We start from the raw sequence: 15,839 nt of genomic DNA on the forward strand, positions 1-15,839 counted from the left end.
TAATAAGGCGGAGGGGATTATGGCAAAGAACTGGGTAGTGGCCGCCGCGGCTATGGGCGGCATAGCAGTGGGCGCGCTGATCGTTCCGCATGTACCGGGATTTGCAGCCACCAACACGGAAGCCGCCGAGAGCGCCCTCGCCGATCGCATCGCCATCGAGGACTTGGTTACCCGCTATTACGCCCACTTCGGCACCAAGAACGCCAGCGCGTTCGGGGACTACTACACCGAGAATGCGGTGTTCGACGTCAACGGCATCATCTCTACCGGCAAGAAAGAGATCGAGGCTCTCTACGCCGGCACACAGGATGAGCCCGACAATGTCACCAACGAGGGCGTGTTCCACATGGTCCTGTCGAACCCGGTGATCGACGTCCAGGGCGACAAGGCCACCGCCACCTTCTTGTGGACCGGCATTTCCAACCCCGATCCCAAGGCCCCGCCTCAAGTCGCGGAGCATGGCCGTGAGTACGACAAGCTCGTAAAACAAGACGGCAAGTGGCTCATCGCCAAGCGCGTCGTGATCGCCGACAGCGCCCTGCCAGAGCGATATGCGGCCACGTATCAGCCGAGGCTGGATTACGACATTAACGCGCAGTGAGGCGTTTCCGCCCGTAGGGAATTTGCACAGGAAACTGCGTGCCGCAGACTCTCGCAGTTGACTCTGAAGCCTCGAAGGCGGTGTCTGGCGTCAACGATAAGTCGCACCGTATCTAATCGTTGGAGGGGGCCTTCGATGCTGCGCAGCCGACTGCTTGGCGCCACCGCCGTGCTTGCTTTTGCGATGACCGCGTCGTGCGGTGGCGGAGGCTCCGGCTCGGGAGGCACGCCAACACCTACCCCAGCCCCCACCCCTGTGCCGACACCCACCCCCACTCCCGTGGCGCCGACCGCTCGAGCTTTCGGGGCAAGCACGGGCCCCTGCTACGTCTATCTGCATCCTACAACCGCCAGGGACGGCGCCCCCGAAGGGGTGGGTGACTGTTCGCGGGAAGGGACTTTTGGTCCCGGCGCGGGTTACCTGCGGGGATACGAGGGCGGCACCAAGCACATTGCGAACTACGACAAGAGCTATGTCCTGGTGATAGGCATCGATAGCGCGTCGGCCACCGTCTACCGCTATACCGGGCCGCTCGGGTCGCAGATCTACTCCCCACTCACGTCCCTTATCGAGGGCGCAGGGAGCCAAGCCCGCGTCAAGCGTGCTTTCGGCCTCAATAGCGGCCCATTCGCCCTGGGCTCCGATCGCGACCTGACCGCCTTCGATCCTGCGGCCGCCCTGGCTTCGAGCGACACCGCCCTGCGGCAGGACGGGGCGCGCATCGCGGCCTCCAACTTGCGTGTCATCGCGACCGCGGCCGCGCTCGCCACGGTGCATTATGGAGACGATACGCCGCTCCAGAACATCTATTACAACGAGACGATCTACTACTCGGACCTGGGCGCTATGCTCGCCGCGGACGATGGTTACCTGTTCGAGAATTCGCGGATGACGGACCTCCTGACCAGCCTTATCCCGGCGGGGAAGTATCGCCAGGACGTGCTCTCTGCCGCCGCCCATCTCATCGACGTCTATGCCGCCACCATCGGCGTCCAGGTGTCCGACACCGAGAGCGCCGCGCAGTTCATGCTCGGCATCAGGGGTTACCTGGAGCCCCGGCTCGTCTCCTTGCTCAAGGCCAACACCGCCGCAGCCGCCACGGAGGCCCTGCAAGCCAATGTGTTCCTGATAACCGAAGAGACGAAAATCTTCCGGGAGCACCTGCCGTTTCCGACCACCGGCTACTTCTTCCCGACAACGGACTTCTTCATCGGCGTCAGTGGAACGCCGCTCCCTATCAACACTAAGTGGACGCCCACTGCCAACGGAAGCATTCTGGGCGAGGATCTCTATTGGCGCGCGGCGGCCGATGGCGGGGGGCTCGGCAATCCGGAACTCCAGGGAATCGACTCCATCAGCGTCTCCACAGCCAACGCGGCGCGCATCACCGCAACCCTAACGGGGGACACCATCACGGTGAATGCCGTTCCAGGCTTCAAGGGCACGGCCTACTTCGACTACCGGGTGACCCATCAAAGCGGCGAGCAAGGCACCGGGCGCGTCTATGTGTTGCTGAGATAGGCGACGGCCTGCTTTGGCTGGAAAGCGGAAGTTGGCCGCGGGCGCTTACGTCCCTCAATATTCAAGTGGCCGAATCCGACTACGGCGTCGCTTAAGCCACCGTCGCAAAAGCACGGTACCAATGAGCAAACCGAGAACCAGAGGAAGGAACCATAACCAAGCGAAGAGCAAAAGCTCATAGGTTTGGCCGTTACTTAACAGCTTTGGGCTATGGTAAAGGTAGTTTAGCCAGCATCCCCGTCCGTGGCAGTTAGATCCGTAGGCCTCCGGCCAACTGGTTTCGTGCATCAGCCAGATGCCAGGGGCTACGAACGCGAGAATGATCGCTGTCAGTCCGCCAAAAAAGACGATGAACCGCGACGGACCCATGACCCGATAAAGGTCTTTCATTTCCCCGAACCAGTCCATTGGATATTCGTAGGATCTCAACTGGCCGCTGTCATCGGACAAACAAGCAGATGTCCGCAAGGGGTCGTAGGCCGTCATCCCAAGGCGCCACAATCGCGCCCACAGTCAGCGGGCGTCATGATGCGCGTCTCACCGCAATCCTCGCAAAGGGCTCCCCGACGCCCTCAAACCAGCGCGTAGTACCGCAACAAATTCCCGTCGCTCCGCCGTTCACCCACGCCGATAAAGACATGCTTGGTCAGCCAGTCGTGCTTGCCGACCGGGCATTCGAAAGTCGGGTTGCCGCGCAAATAGTAATCCTCGTGCGGAACGGGATCGCCGCCGTTGAAGGCCCAGTCGCGCAGGCGCTGCATGGTGTCGGGCTTGCGGCCCCAGAGGAAGCCCTTGTTGTTGAGCAGGATTACGGTGCCGTCGTCCTCCTCCAACAAATAACGGGCGTCGAACACGGCCACGTCGTCGGGCCGGAAGTAGGCATAATCGCCGCCAGACCCGGGGATCGCGCGGCCCTTGAGGCGCGGGCCTTCGAACGTGCCGCCCTGGACCAGCACGGCGCTGCGCATCCCGCCGGCCGGAACCGGAGCCATGGTGTAGACCTCCGGGAAGGTCAGGCGGACCTCCATCACGAACTCCAGACGCGGATTGTCGATGGTCGAAAACGGCGCCGCGAACGGTGTGGTGTCGTTGAATTCGGGCATTAGCGCAGCTCCAGGAGGCCGCCGTCGACGAACAGGTTCGCGGCGGTAATAAACGAGGCGTCGTCGCTGGCGAGGAACAGGACGGCCTTGGCCACCTCGTCGCTTTCGCCCATGCGGTGCATCGGGATGTTGGCGATCATCATCTCCTTGAGGCCCGCCACCTGTTCTTCGGTCATGCCCGGGTTGCGGTAGAGCAACGGAGTGTCGATCGGGCCGGGGCTGACCATGTTCAGGCGGATGCCTTCCTTGACCAGCTCTTTCGCGAAGACCTTCATCGCCATGTAGAGCCCGCCCTTGGCTGCGGCATAGGCGCCGTTGCCCTCTAGCGCGCCGTGGGCCCCGATCGAGCCGGTGACCACGATCGAGCCGCCCTTGCCCATGATCCTCAGCGCCTTCTGCAAGGCGAAGACACAGCCTTTGAGGTTGATCGAGTGGACGTGGTCCCACGCCTCCTCGGTGATCCCGCGCAACGGTGCGAACCCGCCCACTCCGGCGTTGATATAGAGCACATCGACCCGGCCATCCTCGGCCTCGACTTTCGCCACGATCTCTTCGGTCGAGTCGATGTCCGAAATGTCGGACCGGTAACCCTTGCTGCCGGGGATGCTCGCCACGGCGGCATCGATGGTTGCCTGGTCGCGTCCGGTCAGATGGACCTTGGCCCCCTCTGCGGCGAAGGCCTTGGCGGTCGCGAGCCCCATCCCGCTGTTGCCGCCCAGCACCAGGACGATCTTGTTCTCGAAACGCATTGTCTAAACCCTCAAAACGGCGAGTTCGGGTTTGGCCCGCCCTCGATCACATCCTGCATGACATCCCAGTGCTCGGCGATCAGGCCGTTCTCGACGCGGAAGATGTCGATCACCGCCCAGCCCAGGTCATCGGGCCAGCGGCGCACGTGGTAATGGACGGTCACGTGGTCGCCATCGACGAAGGCGCGCTTTACGTCGTGCACCGCCTTGGGCGTCTGCTCGCGGATCATGTCGAGGAACGCCTTCAGGCTCGCCACGCCCGGCTCGACGGATTGGTTATGCTGGATGTAGCCGGGCGAGATGAACCGGTCGACCGCGCCCGAATCCATCGGGTTCAACACCTGCGCGAACATGTCGAGCACGAGTTTGAGGTTGGCCTCTTCCTGCGGGGTCCGGCTCATGCGGCCCTTCCGTTCGTCCTGAGCCTGTCGATAGGGGCGGGAAGCTCGGCCCGCGCAAGGCTGCGGCCGCGGATCAGGTCGGCGGCCTTCTCTCCGATCATGATGCACGGAAGGTTGGTATTGCCGCCGGGGACGGTCGGCATGACCGACGCATCCGCCACGCGCAGGCCCTCGACTCCGATCACCCGCAGCTCAGGATCGACCACCGCGTTGGATCCCGTGCCCATCGCGCAAGTGCTGGTCGGGTGCTGGGCGCAATAGCAACTGGCCCGGATGTAGGCGTCGAGCTCGTCGTCGCTGTCGACCTGCACGCCGGGCGTGCGCTCGCCCGAGAGCAGGTCGCCCATCGGGGAAGTGTTGTAGATCTTGCGTGCGGTGCGGATCGCCCGGCGCATCTGCTCGCGGTCTGATTCCTCGGCCATGATGTTGAGCGTGACTGCCGCGACCTCGCGTGGGTCGGCGCTCTTGAGTTCGACCCAGCCGCGGCTGTCGGGATGGAGCTGGACCAGCCCCGCCCAGAACACGTGCTCCTGCACCGCACGGATGCCAGGGAACCAGGGCATGGCGTCGAAGCGGATCGGGTTGACCATGATCTGCAGGTCGGGCCGCTCGAGATGCGGCGCGGTGCGGATCACCACGTTGCAGGAATTGACCTGCGTCGCCATCGGCCCCTTGCCGGTTACCATCCAGCGCGCGGCGTTGAGCGCGATCTTGTCCCACCGCAACTGGTTGAGGAAGGTGACCGGGTACTTGGCGTTGAACTCGAGGCTTGCCGTCGGATGCTCCTGCAGATTGCGCCCCACGCCGGGGCTCTCGTGCACCACGGCGATGCCATGGTCCTTGAGATGCGCGGAAGGTCCGATCCCGCTCAGCAGCAACAAGTGCGGGGAGTTGTAGGCGCCGCCCGAGAGGATCACCTCGCGCCGGGCGCGCACGATCTTGGGCTCACCACCGTTGTCGATCTCCACGCCGACACAGCGCTTGCCTTCGAACACGAGCTTGCGAACCAGCACGCCCGAGCGGACGTCGAGGTTCTGTCGGCCCATCGCGGGCTTGAGGTAAGCGGTGGCGGCGCTGACGCGGCGGCCGTTGCGGTCGACCGTCTGTTCGCCGCGGGCGAAGCCTTCTGGGTGGTCGCCGGCGAGGTCGTCGCTGGTCGAGAACCCGGCGGCCTCGGCCGTCGCCATCATCTCTTCATGTAGCAGGTAGGGGGAATCGATCGGCCGCACCTGCACCGGTCCGCCGGCGCCGTGGTAGGTGCCCTCGCCGCGCCAGGAGTCTTCCGACTTCTTGAAGTAGGGCAGCACATCGGCAAACGACCATCCGTTCGCGCCCATTTGCGCCCATTGGTCATAGTCCGCCGGATGCCCGCGCATCGCGAACATCCCGTTGATCGAGCCCGAGCCCCCGATCACCTTCCCGCGCGGCAGCGGCATGCGACGTCCGTCGAGATGAGGTTCGGGCTCTGTCCAGTAGGTCCAGTTGAAGCGCGGGTCGGGCATCGCTTTGAGGAAGGCGAGCGGCATCTTGAGGTAGAGGTGCTCGTCCCGCCCGCCGGCCTCTAGCAGCAGTACGTTGGTGCCCGGGTCTTCGCTCAGCCGTGCCGCGACGACGCAGCCCGTGCTCCCCGCGCCCACGACAATGTAATCGAATGCCTCTTCAGTCACGCACCACTCTCCTTGAGCCCCGTCGCAGGGGGCCTTGCCGCATTGCTAACGATCGTTAGGATCACTGGCAAGGAGAGGCCATGACCCGAAACGATTACGAGCGCTACGCCGCTGCTTTCAACGCCCGCGACTATGACGCGGTGTTCGACTTCTATGCCGAGAACCCGCGCATGGCGTTCTTCGGCATCGAGATCACCACGCGCGAGCAGTTGCGAGCCTTCTACACCTTCCTCCACCGCTTCGTGCGGGAGACGATAACCATCGAGAAGTTCGCCTCATCAGAGGAGCTGGCGGCAGTCGAAGGGGTGATCCGCATCGAGGGGATCGAAGACCTCACACGCGAAACTCTCGACGCCAACGGGATGCAGGCCTTCTTCCCCATCGCCAAGGGCGAGGTCCAGGAGATGCGGCAATATATTCACTACCATCTCAAGGACGGTAAGATCGAAAGCGTGGGTTGCGCACTGGTCTGACGCCCTGGCGTTGGCGAAGGCGCGACGGCGAAGCGGGCGAATCCTCTCGGGAATGACTTTTCAACCCGGGGACACCTAACTTCTTCACCCTTGCGGCAATTTCGCATATCTGAAATAGCTGCCGACATGATCAAGACTACACATGTCGGCAGCCTACCTCGTGGCCCAGAACTCGTTCCGTTGCTCCTCGCCCGTGACAAGGGGGAGGCTTACGACGAAGCCGAGTTCGACACGCTGGTGCAAGCGGCTGTCGACCAGGCGGTGAAGGACCAGGTCGACGCCGGCGTCAGCGTCGTGAGCGACGGCGAACTCGGCAAGGTCGGCTATTCGACCTACATCATCGAACGCCTCAGCGGCTTCGGCGGCCATTCCCCGCGCAAGCCAGCGCTCGACCTCGCCGCAGTGCCGGAGCTGTCGAAGAAGCTCGCCCACATCATGGGCGCTCAGGAATTCACTCGCGCCTCGGCCATCGACAAGGTCGAGCTGGTCAACCTGCAGCCGCTTCACGACGATATCCGCCGCTTCAAGTCGGCGATGGAGAAGCACGGCCAGGGCGTCGAAGGCTTCCTTAATTCGGCCAGCCCGGGCCTGATCACGGCGTTCCAGCCGAACCAGTTCTACCCCACCCACGAAGCCTACCTGGCGGATCTCGCCGACGCGATGCGTCCGGAATACGAGGCGATCGTCGACGCCGGCTTCCAGCTGCAACTCGACTGTCCCGACCTCGCGATGAGCCGCCACACCGGCTACCAGGACATGGACGAGGCGGAGTTCCTCAAGACGATCACCGCCAATGTGGAGGCGCTCAACGCCGCCACCGCGAACATCGCGCCGGAAAAGCTGCGCATGCACGTGTGCTGGGGCAACTACGAAGGCCCGCACGACTTCGACATTCCGCTCGAGAAGATCATCGACGTGGTGCTCTCGGCCCGCCCCGCCACGATCCTGTTCGAGGCCGCCAACCCGCGCCACGAGCACGAGTGGGTCGTGTGGAAGGCGGCCGACACAACCGGCAAGATTCTCGCTCCCGGCTTCATCGATTCCTGTTCGAACTACATCGAGACTGCTGAGCTGATCGCCCAGCGGATCGAACGGTTCGCCGCTTTCGTCGGCAAGGACAGGGTCGTCGCCAGTTCCGACTGTGGGTTCGGCACCTTCGCCGGTTACGGCAAGATCGACCCCGCGGTTGCATGGAAGAAACTCAAGGCGCTGCGCGAGGGCGCGGATATTGCCGACAACCGGATAGGATAGCGATGGTCGAGAACGGGTCTGTAGCCGCTGCGCAGTCCAGCCAGGTCAAATCGGCGACCCGTACGCTCGACATCATCGAATTCGTCGTCGCGCATGACCGGCCTCTTGTGGCGCAGGAGATTGCGGTCGCGCTCGGCATTCCGGTTTCGAGTCTGTCCTACCTGCTAGGCACCCTGGTCGAGCGGGACTATCTCGCGCGGGACGGCCGCCGCTATTCCGCCGGCCCCGGCCTCGAGCGGCTGCAGGCCCGCCCCGGCGGTTTCACCCTCGCCGACCGCGCCGCGCCGCTGGTGCGAACGCTGCGCGTGCAGCTCAACGAAACGACCAGCTTCTTCGTCCGCATCGATTGGGACGTCGAGGCAATCGTCACCGAGACCAGCGAGCAGGCCCTGCGCTATTCGATCGACATCGGCCGGCGCCTGCCGATGCACGCGCTCGCCTCTGGCAAGGCGCTTCTGGCCGCACTGCCGGCGGAGGATCTCGAGCGCTACTTTGCAGAGGTCGAACGGTCGAGGTTTACGCCTACGACCGTGACCAGCGAGAAGGCGCTGCGCAAGGACCTCGCGGAGGTACGTCGCACGGGATTCGCGGTGACCAACGAGGAATATTCGCTCGGCATCCGCGGCATTGGCCGCGTCGTGACAATGGGCGGCGACGTCGTGGGTTCGCTGTCCTTCGGTATTCCGAAGGCCCGCTTCGATGACGCCATGAAGCGCCGGGCGATGGACTTACTCGAACGCACCGCGGGCTTGCTCGAAACCTGCTGAGCGGGCGTTAGCCTCCGCCCCCTTCGCCCACCCCTAACCCCTCCCGCAAGCGGGAGGGGAACTGGCAGCGCTGGTACCTCCCCTCCCGCCGGCGAGAGGAAGCAACGTCAAACTCCCTTCCCGCCTGCGGGAGGATGCAACTTCAAACTCCCCTCCCGCTTGCGGGAGGGGCTGGGGGTGGGCCTGTGCAAACCCCATCCGAACCCACAAATAAGGGGCGGTCACCCAACGGTGGCCGCCCCTTCCTTGTTCGGTTGTCTCGCTTACGCGTTGACGAGCGTGCTCGCGCCGACGCCCTTCTGGCGCCAGGAGTCAGCGTAGGAGTCACGCGCCACGGCCGAGTACGGAACCGGCGATACGGTCGCGCGGATTTCGAACTGGACGTGCGGCTCGACGGTCGGCTTGCTGGTGCCGCCGTTGGGTTCGCCCCAAACCAGCGTCACTTCCTTGCCGAACTCGACGTGAGCCGGATCGATCATCGCGAGCGAGAGCATGGCGCCCTCGTTCGAGCTGTAGCCGATCCAGGTCGAAACGCCGATCACCTTGCCGTCGACCTTGACCTGGTCGAACGGGTGCATCGCGTAGACGGCGCTCGGGAACTCGAAGTACTTCGCGCGGTCGCCCTTGGCGAAGTTCGACGAGATGGCGGCCATCACGTCTTCGGTGTTGAGAGCCAGGGTGACCTTGGTCTTGTGGGTCTCGTTCGCCATGCGCTCGAGAGCCTCGCGGCCGACGAACTCATGGTCGAACTTGACGATGTGGCCGTAACCGATGTCCCACGGCGTGAGGTAGTAGCCCTCGATGCTGTCGGGAACGTAGGAACCGCCGATCGAGCAGACGCCAGCGTAGGACTTGCCCGAAGCCCAGGCGCGGAAGTCCTTCATCATCTGGCTGTCGCCGGTGTAGAACGCGGGCAGCGGGGAAGGCAGCCAGCCGGATTCCAGCGTGTTCGACGAATAAGCGCGACCGCCGACCAGGGTCAGGCCGTCGTTCTTGCCGGCTTCGACCAGGGCCGAGTGAACCGCCTGGTAGTCTTCCCACGGACCGAACAGCTCGTAGCCCGGCTGACCGGCCATGCCGTGACGGAGGGCGATGACGTCCTTACCGTTGATGTCGACGTGAGCCATGTTGAAGAACTTCAGGTCCGGCGCGGTCTGGCCCATCGCCTGGCTGAGGATCTTCATCGCGTTCGGACCCTGGAGCTGGAAGCGATAGTTCTTGCGCTTGCCATCGGTGCGCAGCGCGGTGCGCTCGTCACGCTCGACGGTGACGTTCCACTTGCTGCCATCCGGCTTCGGATACTGAGCGTGGAATTCAACCCACTCGATCGCCGGGGCGCGGCCGACGAGGCTGAATTCGTTCTCGGCCAGGTAGAACAGGATCACGTCGCCGATGACGTAGCCGTCCGGGGTCACCGGAACGTACTGCTTCGCCTTGTTGACGGTGAAGTTCTTGAAGCTGTTGATCGCGGTGTATTCGAGCAGCGCGAAAGCGTCCGGACCACGGACGTAGAGCTCGACCATGTGGTAGGACTGGTTGAAGAGCACGGCGCTCTTCGCCCAGGCGCGCTGTTCGTTGCGCCAGTTCGAGTATTCAGCCGGCACGCCCGGATAGACGTTCGGGCCGACTTGCTGGTTGCGCAGGAAGTCGACGACGTCGCCTGCCTGGTCCAGCTTCTGCTGCAGCGTTTGTTCAGTCATTCTATGCCTCTCCTAAAGGCGGGTTGACGGGTAAGGGTTCTTCTCGTTCGCCGGCTCATTGAGCCAGGCGGCGATGGCTTGGTTGACCGCGTCGGGCGCCTCGAGCGGCAGCATGTGCCCCGCACCCTCTACGATTACCAGTGTGGAATCGGCGATCCGGTCGGCGATTGCCTCGTGCTGCGGCGGCGGGCTCCATCCGTCCAGCTCGCCAGTCATGACCAGCGTCGGACAAGCGATCTCCGCCAGCAGGCTTTCCTGTTCCGGCCGGGTCAGCAGCGCGTTGATCTGGGCGTCGAAAACGTCCTGGCCCATGCTCAGGCACATCTGCCGCATCGGGGCGTAGAGCCCGGGCTTGTCGCGGTTAACTTCGGCGACCATCGGCGGCAGCCAGGTGTCGACCAGCTTTTCGAAGCCCTGTTCGTGACCGAGCGCCTGCAGCGCGTGGCGGTTGGCCGGCTCCGTCGGGCGAAGCGAGTGAACGCCGGTGCTCGAAATGGCCAGGCGACGGACGCGGTGCGGCGCAAGGCGGAACACCTCCAGCGCGACTCGGCCGCCCATCGAATGGCCGAACAGGTCGAATCGCTCGGGCGCCTGATCCAGCGCAATCTGCGCCATCTCGGGAAGCGTATTGGCGAGGCCATAGCTGTTGACGGCCTTAGACCCGGGAAACGCAGCAATTTGCGGCGCAAAGGTGCGCGCATCGCAGATCAGCCCGGGGAGGAACAGCAGCATCGCTCTCGTCATGTTGTTCGCAGGTGTGAAAATTTCGTCTATCCGAAAACAATCAGTCGCGCTAGGGGCTTTGTCATCGCGCGCGAAACGCTTATGGCGCCGCCGCGCACACGAGAGGAGCTGAATCGATGTCCTATGCCTCAATCCACCCCGATTGGGAGAAGCCCCGTCGCAATATGGCCGACGGCTATTCGTTGGAAATGACGGCCAAGGAAATCGAAGGCCTGCGCGAAGCCGCGCCGCTGATTCGCCCCGGCACGCAGATCGCAGTGACCTTCCTTCCCGGTGAGGAAATCGAACAGCGCGTCGAAGCCGCCGTTCTGGTCCGCGAGCTCGGGTTCGAACCGATCGTCCACCTGTCGGCCCGCCGCATCCTGTCGGAAGAGCAGCTCGACAAGTATCTCGAAGACATCACCACCAAGGCGGGCGTGAAGCGCGTCTTCATCATCGCGGGCGACCCGCCGGAGGCCGAAGGCCCCTATTCGGACTCACTGCAGATCATCGAGACCGGCCTGTTGCAGAAGCACGGCATCCAGATCGTCGGCATCGGCGGCCACCCGGAAGGCCACCCGAACAACACCCCCGAACAGCTGTGGGATTGGATGGAGCGCAAGATCGCCGCCATCCGCGCCGGCGGCATGACTCCCCTGGTCGTCACCCAGTTCGCCTTTGACGACGACGCGATCGTCGAATGGGTCGGCGAAATGCGCAAGCGCGGCATCGACGTGCCGGTGCGCCTCGGCGTCCCCGGCCCGGCCGGCATCAAGCGCCTGCTCGGCTTCGCCAAGCGCTGCGGCGTCGGCGCCTCGGCCAGCGTGATGAAGAAGTACGGCATCTCGCTGACCAACCTCATCGGCAGCGCCGGTCCGGACAAGCTGGTCAACTCGCTCGACAAGAAGCTCAACGACGAAGAGCATGGCCGCGTGCGCCTGCACTTCTATCCGTTCGGTGCGCTGACCCCGTCGGCCGAGTGGATCAACCAGTACGACGCGAAGCACTGAGACCCGGCATGGCAGAGGTGATCGACGGCCGGAAGGTAGCGGCCAAACTGGACGAGCAGACAAAGGCAGAAGTCGACGCGTTGGTCGCGGCGGGGGGTCCCCGCCCCGGCCTGACCGTGATCCTGGTGGGTGACGACGGCGCGAGCCAGGTCTACGTCCGCCGCAAGATCAAGGGTTGCGAAAAGGTCGGCATCCGTTCGTCCGAACACCGCCTGCCGGCCGACACCACTCAGGACGAGTTGCTGGCGCTCATCGACCAGCTCAACCACGACCCTGACGTGCACGGCATCCTCTGCCAGGTGCCGCTGCCCGCGCATATCGACACCCGCACGGTGCTCGGCGCGATCAGCCCGGAGAAGGACGTCGACGGCTTCCACCCGGTCAACGTCGGCCGCCTCTCCACCGGCACCGGAGGCATCGTGCCCTGCACGCCGCTCGGCATCATGCTGCTGCTGGAGAGCGTGGTCGACGATTTCGTCGGCAAGGACGCGGTGGTGATCGGCAAGTCGAACATCGTGGGCAAGCCGGTCGCGCTGCTGCTGCTCGACCGCGAGTGCACCGTGACCGTCACCCACATCTACACCGAGAACCTGCCCGAGATCGCCGCCAAGGCCGACATCATCGTCGCCGCCGCTGGGGCTCCGGAACTGGTCAAGGGCTCGTGGGTCAAGCCGGGCGCGGTCGTGATCGACGTCGGCATCACCCGCATCATGGGTGAGGACGGCAAGGAGAAGCTGGTTGGCGACGTCAAGTTCGACGAAGTCCAGCACGCCAAGGCGGTAACGCCGGTCCCGGGCGGCGTTGGTCCGATGACCATTGCCTGCCTGCTGCACAACACCGTCCAGGCCGCCAAGACCATCAGCGAAGCCAAGGCCCCAAACGGCGACAGCGACTATCGTGACGCGCCCGACCGGTCGCTGATCTACGGCGAGGGCGCCTCGCTCGATTGAGAACTAGCGGTTTGCTCTCCACCCGGCGGTAAGGTCCGCTGTGGTGGAAAGCGGACGGTTCACAGAGTCATACTCTTCGCTGGCTAGTCGCCGGGATGCTGTCCGGCTCGCTGCGGCACCGCCCAGACCAGCAGCACTATTGCCAACGCCAGCACGACCGAGGCAAGCGGACGACTGACCTCAAAGCCTCCGCTGCCGATCGGTTTGTCGAGCAGGTCGCCGATCGTCGCGCCCAGGGGTCGGGTAAGGATGAACGCCGCCCAGAACAGCAGCACGCGCGAGATCGAGGTCGCGTAGTAGAGCGCGGCCAATATTAAGAGCAGGGCGCCGAAGAACAGGGCGCCACCTCCGTAGCCCATGCTGGAATCGGCGATCCAATCGCCGAGCGCGGTGCCCAGCGTCTGCGAGAAGGTGATCGTGATCCAATAGAACAGCTCTTCGCGGGGGCTGACGATTGAGTTGACCGACACCGACCCGGTTGCTTTGTGCCAGGCCAGTAGCGAGAGCAGCACACAGGCGAACAACAACAGCGAACCGCCCGGATAGCCGATCCCGAGCGAGCGTGTGACGAAGTCAGCCAGTGTGGTGCCGGCAGTGGTCGAGGCGACTATCGTTGCCCAGTAGAGCCAGGCATTGAACCGGCGCGCCTTGATTTGCGCCCAAACCAGCGCGGCGAACAGCGCGCCGAAGATCAAGGTTCCGATCAAATAGCCATTAAGTCCGCCTTGTCCGGCGTGGGGCGTGGTCTCGCCTAGCCAGCTCATCGAGACGCTGTCGCCGCCGGTCTCACCAAGCGTCGTGGCAAGGATCTTGATGATCCAGAAACCCAACGTGACCGCGGGGACTTTGGTCAGCGTGTCGCGAGCGTCGATTACCATTCGCGGTCTCCTGCAGGCCTGTCCAGACTAAGGGCTCGTTCCAGCGCCCTCAATCGACTTCCGCGATTGGAGCTGCTTTGCGGCTAGGGAACAGCCCACGGCCCATAGTCCGCCCACCACCCAACCGGCGAGGACATCGGTTGGCCAGTGCACCCCAAGATAGATCCGCGTGCACCCCACCAGGACTGTGAGCGAAATCGCCGCGGAAATGAGGTAGATTCGAACGGAGCGCCGCTGCGCGCTCCGCGCGAGCAGCACGGCGAGGGTAAGATAGACGATCGCCGAGTTCATGGCGTGACCGCTGGGGAAGCTCGCAGAATGCGTGCCCACCAAGTGGGTGACAATGTCGGGCCGCGCGCGGGCGTAGACCCATTTCAGCAGGGTTCCAGCGGCGAAACCGCTGGCCACAGCTGCCAGCATATAGGCCGCAATTGTCGGCTTCCGCTCCACCAGCAGGTAACCTGTCGCCAGACATGTGATCAACGAGAGAACAGCAACGCTTCCGAGCGCGGTCAGGTCGATTATGGCGTGGGTGAGCCACGGTGGCCCGATGGGCAGGGCCGAGTCCCCCGGAACGCGAAGGGCGAGCACGATCGCGCGATCGACCGCCATCGTATCGCCTTCCACGATTTCGGAGGCCGCCTTCGCAAGGATCATCGCACCCGCCAACAAGGCGACGAATAGAAGCAGGACGCGGCTTTCAAAGCGATGGTTCGAGAGGAGATGAAATCGTCGGCGCATCAGGGGCTAACGAACGATTTCGGCAATGGTGTCAGACCGGCAGCGCGAGTGCCTCTTTGAGCCGGCCATCGTAAGGTCCGCAATGGGTCGTTTGCAGACGGACCGCTTTGGAGCGAGCGACGATTTGCGCTTTTGCTGGTCGGAATGACCGAGATGGGTGGATAGCGGACATCTCGCGATCACTGACCGCCGCTGAAATGTTCGATCAGCGTGTCGCGGTCCAGGCGATAGCAATAGATCGGAGCCCCGCCAGTCGAGAACGCTGGATGACGAAGCACCACGCAGCACTTGTCGGGGAAACGCACGACGATCGGAATTACGTTTTCCCTAAGCGACTTCTCACCCTCAGCGGCTGGGCCGTTCGAAGACACTTCCCTGTTGATGGCGTCGGCAACGATGGCATCGTCATAAGGCGAGTTGGGGAACTCCTTGCGTAAATCCTCAATGCTAGTGCCATAAATCGAAGCGGCCGCGACGAACGCGAGGGCGAAGCTCATTGTACCTCTCCGTCTGGCTTCGCCTTCACCGATTTGCCCCGACGCTCATCACAGTGCTTCATTGCATCGCTCAAACTTGCATCGCTCCGGCAAGGTCCGCAATGGGTCGGGAGCGCTCCGTCCGCAATTGGCCGCGGAGAGTGGAAAGCGGACGTTGGCAACATCCTTTAACCTGCGGCGCTCTCACTCCCGAGCCAAGCACATTCCGCTCTTGCGTCGGCCTCAGCTGCCTCGGCCGTTTGATATAGCCCCGAGAAGGCTTCAATCATCCAGTAGGGCGGGTTTTGAAAGTCTTCATCCGTCCGATACCGGTCGTTGAAGGTGACGTAACGATATAGGCCAGCCTCGCTCCGTTCGATGTCGATGCGATGCTTGTCGTCGCGGCTAGTGAGGGTCTTGACCGTTTCCACGCCCCGATCTTCGCAGCACCTGACGGGAAATGTCTAGCGTAGAACTGAGGCCCGCCGAATGCCCGCAATGGGTCGCTAACCGACTGTCCGCAATAGGCTGCGAAGGGTGGAAAGCGGACGTTAGCGGCGGACTTGCCCGCCCCTAGCCAATCGATTGCTTGCGAGGTTGGCGACGTAACGCGAGGCTGCTCCCGCGCCGATGATGAACCCGATCAGGACGATTGCTCGGTGCCAAGGCGAAAGCGAGCCTTTGAGCAGTTCGTTTATATAGCCGACGTAGAAGCACGCCAGGATGAAGAGCGCCGCGGCTGCAGCGGCGATGATACGCGGGGGGACAAACATCGAGGAATTTTGGCAGTTGGGCTCCATGACCGCAATGGGTCGTTAGCGGACGGTC

The 15,839-nt window shown here is 63.6% G+C and carries 18 protein-coding genes; 7 read left to right on the forward strand and 11 right to left on the reverse strand.

Annotated elements, in window-relative coordinates; genetic code table 11:
* Nucleotides 1-19: 19 nt before the first annotated feature.
* Entirely contained in the window at nt 20-601 is a 582-nt protein-coding gene (locus KK137_RS10815) for a nuclear transport factor 2 family protein (protein WP_214536442.1), read from the forward strand.
* A gap of 135 nt (nt 602-736) precedes the next feature.
* Nucleotides 737-2,122, forward strand: a complete 1,386-nt coding sequence (locus tag KK137_RS16620; protein WP_250893824.1) for a hypothetical protein — start codon at nt 737-739, stop codon at nt 2,120-2,122.
* A 572-nt stretch (nt 2,123-2,694) separates the two neighbouring features.
* Here KK137_RS16620 and KK137_RS10825 read toward each other — a convergent pair.
* The 4 genes from KK137_RS10825 to KK137_RS16835 are packed head-to-tail and all read right to left on the reverse strand — an operon-like array spanning nt 2,695 to nt 6,042.
* Nucleotides 2,695-3,225 carry a DUF3237 domain-containing protein gene (locus tag KK137_RS10825; RefSeq protein WP_214536443.1) on the reverse strand — a complete coding sequence of 177 codons (531 nt, stop codon included), beginning with the start codon at nt 3,223-3,225 and terminating at the stop codon, nt 2,695-2,697.
* Nucleotides 3,225-3,974 (reverse strand): SDR family NAD(P)-dependent oxidoreductase, encoded by a 750-nt coding sequence (locus KK137_RS10830; RefSeq protein WP_214536444.1) that lies wholly within the window; start codon nt 3,972-3,974, stop codon nt 3,225-3,227. The genes KK137_RS10825 and KK137_RS10830 overlap by 1 nt, the downstream gene beginning before the upstream one ends.
* A gap of 11 nt (nt 3,975-3,985) precedes the next feature.
* Nucleotides 3,986-4,375: a nuclear transport factor 2 family protein gene (locus KK137_RS10835; protein WP_214536445.1), complete on the reverse strand. Its 390-nt coding sequence runs from the start codon at nt 4,373-4,375 to the stop codon at nt 3,986-3,988.
* A complete protein-coding gene (locus KK137_RS16835; RefSeq protein ID WP_214536446.1) occupies nt 4,372-6,042 on the reverse strand; it encodes a GMC family oxidoreductase in 1,671 nt (556 codons plus the stop codon). Before KK137_RS16835 ends, KK137_RS10835 begins: the two co-directional genes overlap by 4 nt.
* Before the next feature lie 80 nt (nt 6,043-6,122).
* Here KK137_RS16835 and KK137_RS10845 point away from each other — a divergent pair, with 80 nt between their 5' ends.
* The 3 genes from KK137_RS10845 (at nt 6,123) to KK137_RS10855 (ending at nt 8,533) form a co-directional block, all read left to right on the forward strand.
* Nucleotides 6,123-6,515: a nuclear transport factor 2 family protein gene (locus KK137_RS10845; RefSeq protein ID WP_214536447.1), complete on the forward strand. Its 393-nt coding sequence runs from the start codon at nt 6,123-6,125 to the stop codon at nt 6,513-6,515.
* Nucleotides 6,516-6,641: 126 nt separating this feature from the next.
* Nucleotides 6,642-7,766, forward strand: coding sequence for a cobalamin-independent methionine synthase II family protein (locus KK137_RS10850; RefSeq protein WP_214536448.1), 1,125 nt, complete (start codon nt 6,642-6,644; stop codon nt 7,764-7,766).
* Nucleotides 7,767-7,768: 2 nt separating this feature from the next.
* Nucleotides 7,769-8,533, forward strand: coding sequence for an IclR family transcriptional regulator (locus KK137_RS10855; RefSeq protein ID WP_214536449.1), 765 nt, complete (start codon nt 7,769-7,771; stop codon nt 8,531-8,533).
* Nucleotides 8,534-8,796: 263 nt separating this feature from the next.
* On the opposite strand, the gene desA is transcribed toward KK137_RS10855, so the two are convergent.
* Complete coding sequence (desA, locus tag KK137_RS10860; protein WP_214536450.1) at nt 8,797-10,233, reverse strand: syringate O-demethylase; 1,437 nt, start codon at nt 10,231-10,233, stop codon at nt 8,797-8,799.
* Between the two features lie 12 nt (nt 10,234-10,245).
* Entirely contained in the window at nt 10,246-10,977 is a 732-nt protein-coding gene (locus KK137_RS10865; RefSeq protein ID WP_214536451.1) for an alpha/beta fold hydrolase, read from the reverse strand.
* Nucleotides 10,978-11,093: 116 nt separating this feature from the next.
* Between KK137_RS10865 and KK137_RS10870 the strand changes: the two genes are divergently transcribed.
* Entirely contained in the window at nt 11,094-11,966 is an 873-nt protein-coding gene (locus KK137_RS10870) for a methylenetetrahydrofolate reductase (RefSeq protein ID WP_214536452.1), read from the forward strand.
* Nucleotides 11,967-11,974: 8 nt separating this feature from the next.
* Nucleotides 11,975-12,916 carry a bifunctional methylenetetrahydrofolate dehydrogenase/methenyltetrahydrofolate cyclohydrolase FolD gene (gene folD / locus KK137_RS10875; protein ID WP_214536453.1) on the forward strand — a complete coding sequence of 314 codons (942 nt, stop codon included), beginning with the start codon at nt 11,975-11,977 and terminating at the stop codon, nt 12,914-12,916.
* 83 nt (nt 12,917-12,999) lie between these two features.
* On the opposite strand, the gene KK137_RS10880 is transcribed toward folD, so the two are convergent.
* From KK137_RS10880 to KK137_RS10900, 5 genes are all read right to left on the reverse strand, one after another.
* On the reverse strand, nt 13,000-13,794 hold the full coding sequence (locus tag KK137_RS10880) for a COG4705 family protein (protein ID WP_214536454.1): 795 nt from the start codon (nt 13,792-13,794) through the stop codon (nt 13,000-13,002).
* Between the two features lie 27 nt (nt 13,795-13,821).
* On the reverse strand, nt 13,822-14,535 hold the full coding sequence (locus tag KK137_RS10885) for a phosphatase PAP2 family protein (protein ID WP_214536455.1): 714 nt from the start codon (nt 14,533-14,535) through the stop codon (nt 13,822-13,824).
* A gap of 179 nt (nt 14,536-14,714) precedes the next feature.
* Entirely contained in the window at nt 14,715-15,032 is a 318-nt protein-coding gene (locus KK137_RS10890; RefSeq protein ID WP_214536456.1) for a hypothetical protein, read from the reverse strand.
* A gap of 167 nt (nt 15,033-15,199) precedes the next feature.
* Nucleotides 15,200-15,442 carry a hypothetical protein gene (locus KK137_RS10895; RefSeq protein ID WP_214536457.1) on the reverse strand — a complete coding sequence of 81 codons (243 nt, stop codon included), beginning with the start codon at nt 15,440-15,442 and terminating at the stop codon, nt 15,200-15,202.
* A gap of 120 nt (nt 15,443-15,562) precedes the next feature.
* Complete coding sequence (locus KK137_RS10900; RefSeq protein WP_214536458.1) at nt 15,563-15,784, reverse strand: hypothetical protein; 222 nt, start codon at nt 15,782-15,784, stop codon at nt 15,563-15,565.
* Nucleotides 15,785-15,839: the final 55 nt, after the last annotated feature.

Origin of the sequence: Croceibacterium selenioxidans (assembly GCF_018599195.1) — a bacterium.
Classification (GTDB): domain Bacteria; phylum Pseudomonadota; class Alphaproteobacteria; order Sphingomonadales; family Sphingomonadaceae; genus Croceibacterium_A; species Croceibacterium_A selenioxidans.

Bases quoted from the DNA above. Each gene is read 5' to 3' on its own strand.
- KK137_RS10815 (WP_214536442.1), top strand. From the start codon at position 20: ATGGCAAAGAACTGGGTAGTGGCCGCCGCGGCTATGGGCGGCATAGCA.
- KK137_RS16620 (WP_250893824.1), top strand. From the start codon at position 737: ATGCTGCGCAGCCGACTGCTTGGCGCCACCGCCGTGCTTGCTTTTGCG.
- KK137_RS10825 (WP_214536443.1), bottom strand. From the start codon at position 3,225: ATGCCCGAATTCAACGACACCACACCGTTCGCGGCGCCGTTTTCGACC.
- KK137_RS10830 (WP_214536444.1), bottom strand. From the start codon at position 3,974: ATGCGTTTCGAGAACAAGATCGTCCTGGTGCTGGGCGGCAACAGCGGG.
- KK137_RS10835 (WP_214536445.1), bottom strand. From the start codon at position 4,375: ATGAGCCGGACCCCGCAGGAAGAGGCCAACCTCAAACTCGTGCTCGAC.
- KK137_RS10845 (WP_214536447.1), top strand. From the start codon at position 6,123: ATGACCCGAAACGATTACGAGCGCTACGCCGCTGCTTTCAACGCCCGC.
- KK137_RS10850 (WP_214536448.1), top strand. From the start codon at position 6,642: ATGATCAAGACTACACATGTCGGCAGCCTACCTCGTGGCCCAGAACTC.
- KK137_RS10855 (WP_214536449.1), top strand. From the start codon at position 7,769: ATGGTCGAGAACGGGTCTGTAGCCGCTGCGCAGTCCAGCCAGGTCAAA.
- desA (WP_214536450.1), bottom strand. From the start codon at position 10,233: ATGACTGAACAAACGCTGCAGCAGAAGCTGGACCAGGCAGGCGACGTC.
- KK137_RS10865 (WP_214536451.1), bottom strand. From the start codon at position 10,977: ATGACGAGAGCGATGCTGCTGTTCCTCCCCGGGCTGATCTGCGATGCG.
- KK137_RS10870 (WP_214536452.1), top strand. From the start codon at position 11,094: ATGTCCTATGCCTCAATCCACCCCGATTGGGAGAAGCCCCGTCGCAAT.
- folD (WP_214536453.1), top strand. From the start codon at position 11,975: ATGGCAGAGGTGATCGACGGCCGGAAGGTAGCGGCCAAACTGGACGAG.
- KK137_RS10880 (WP_214536454.1), bottom strand. From the start codon at position 13,794: ATGGTAATCGACGCTCGCGACACGCTGACCAAAGTCCCCGCGGTCACG.
- KK137_RS10885 (WP_214536455.1), bottom strand. From the start codon at position 14,535: ATGCGCCGACGATTTCATCTCCTCTCGAACCATCGCTTTGAAAGCCGC.
- KK137_RS10890 (WP_214536456.1), bottom strand. From the start codon at position 15,032: ATGAGCTTCGCCCTCGCGTTCGTCGCGGCCGCTTCGATTTATGGCACT.
- KK137_RS10900 (WP_214536458.1), bottom strand. From the start codon at position 15,784: ATGTTTGTCCCCCCGCGTATCATCGCCGCTGCAGCCGCGGCGCTCTTC.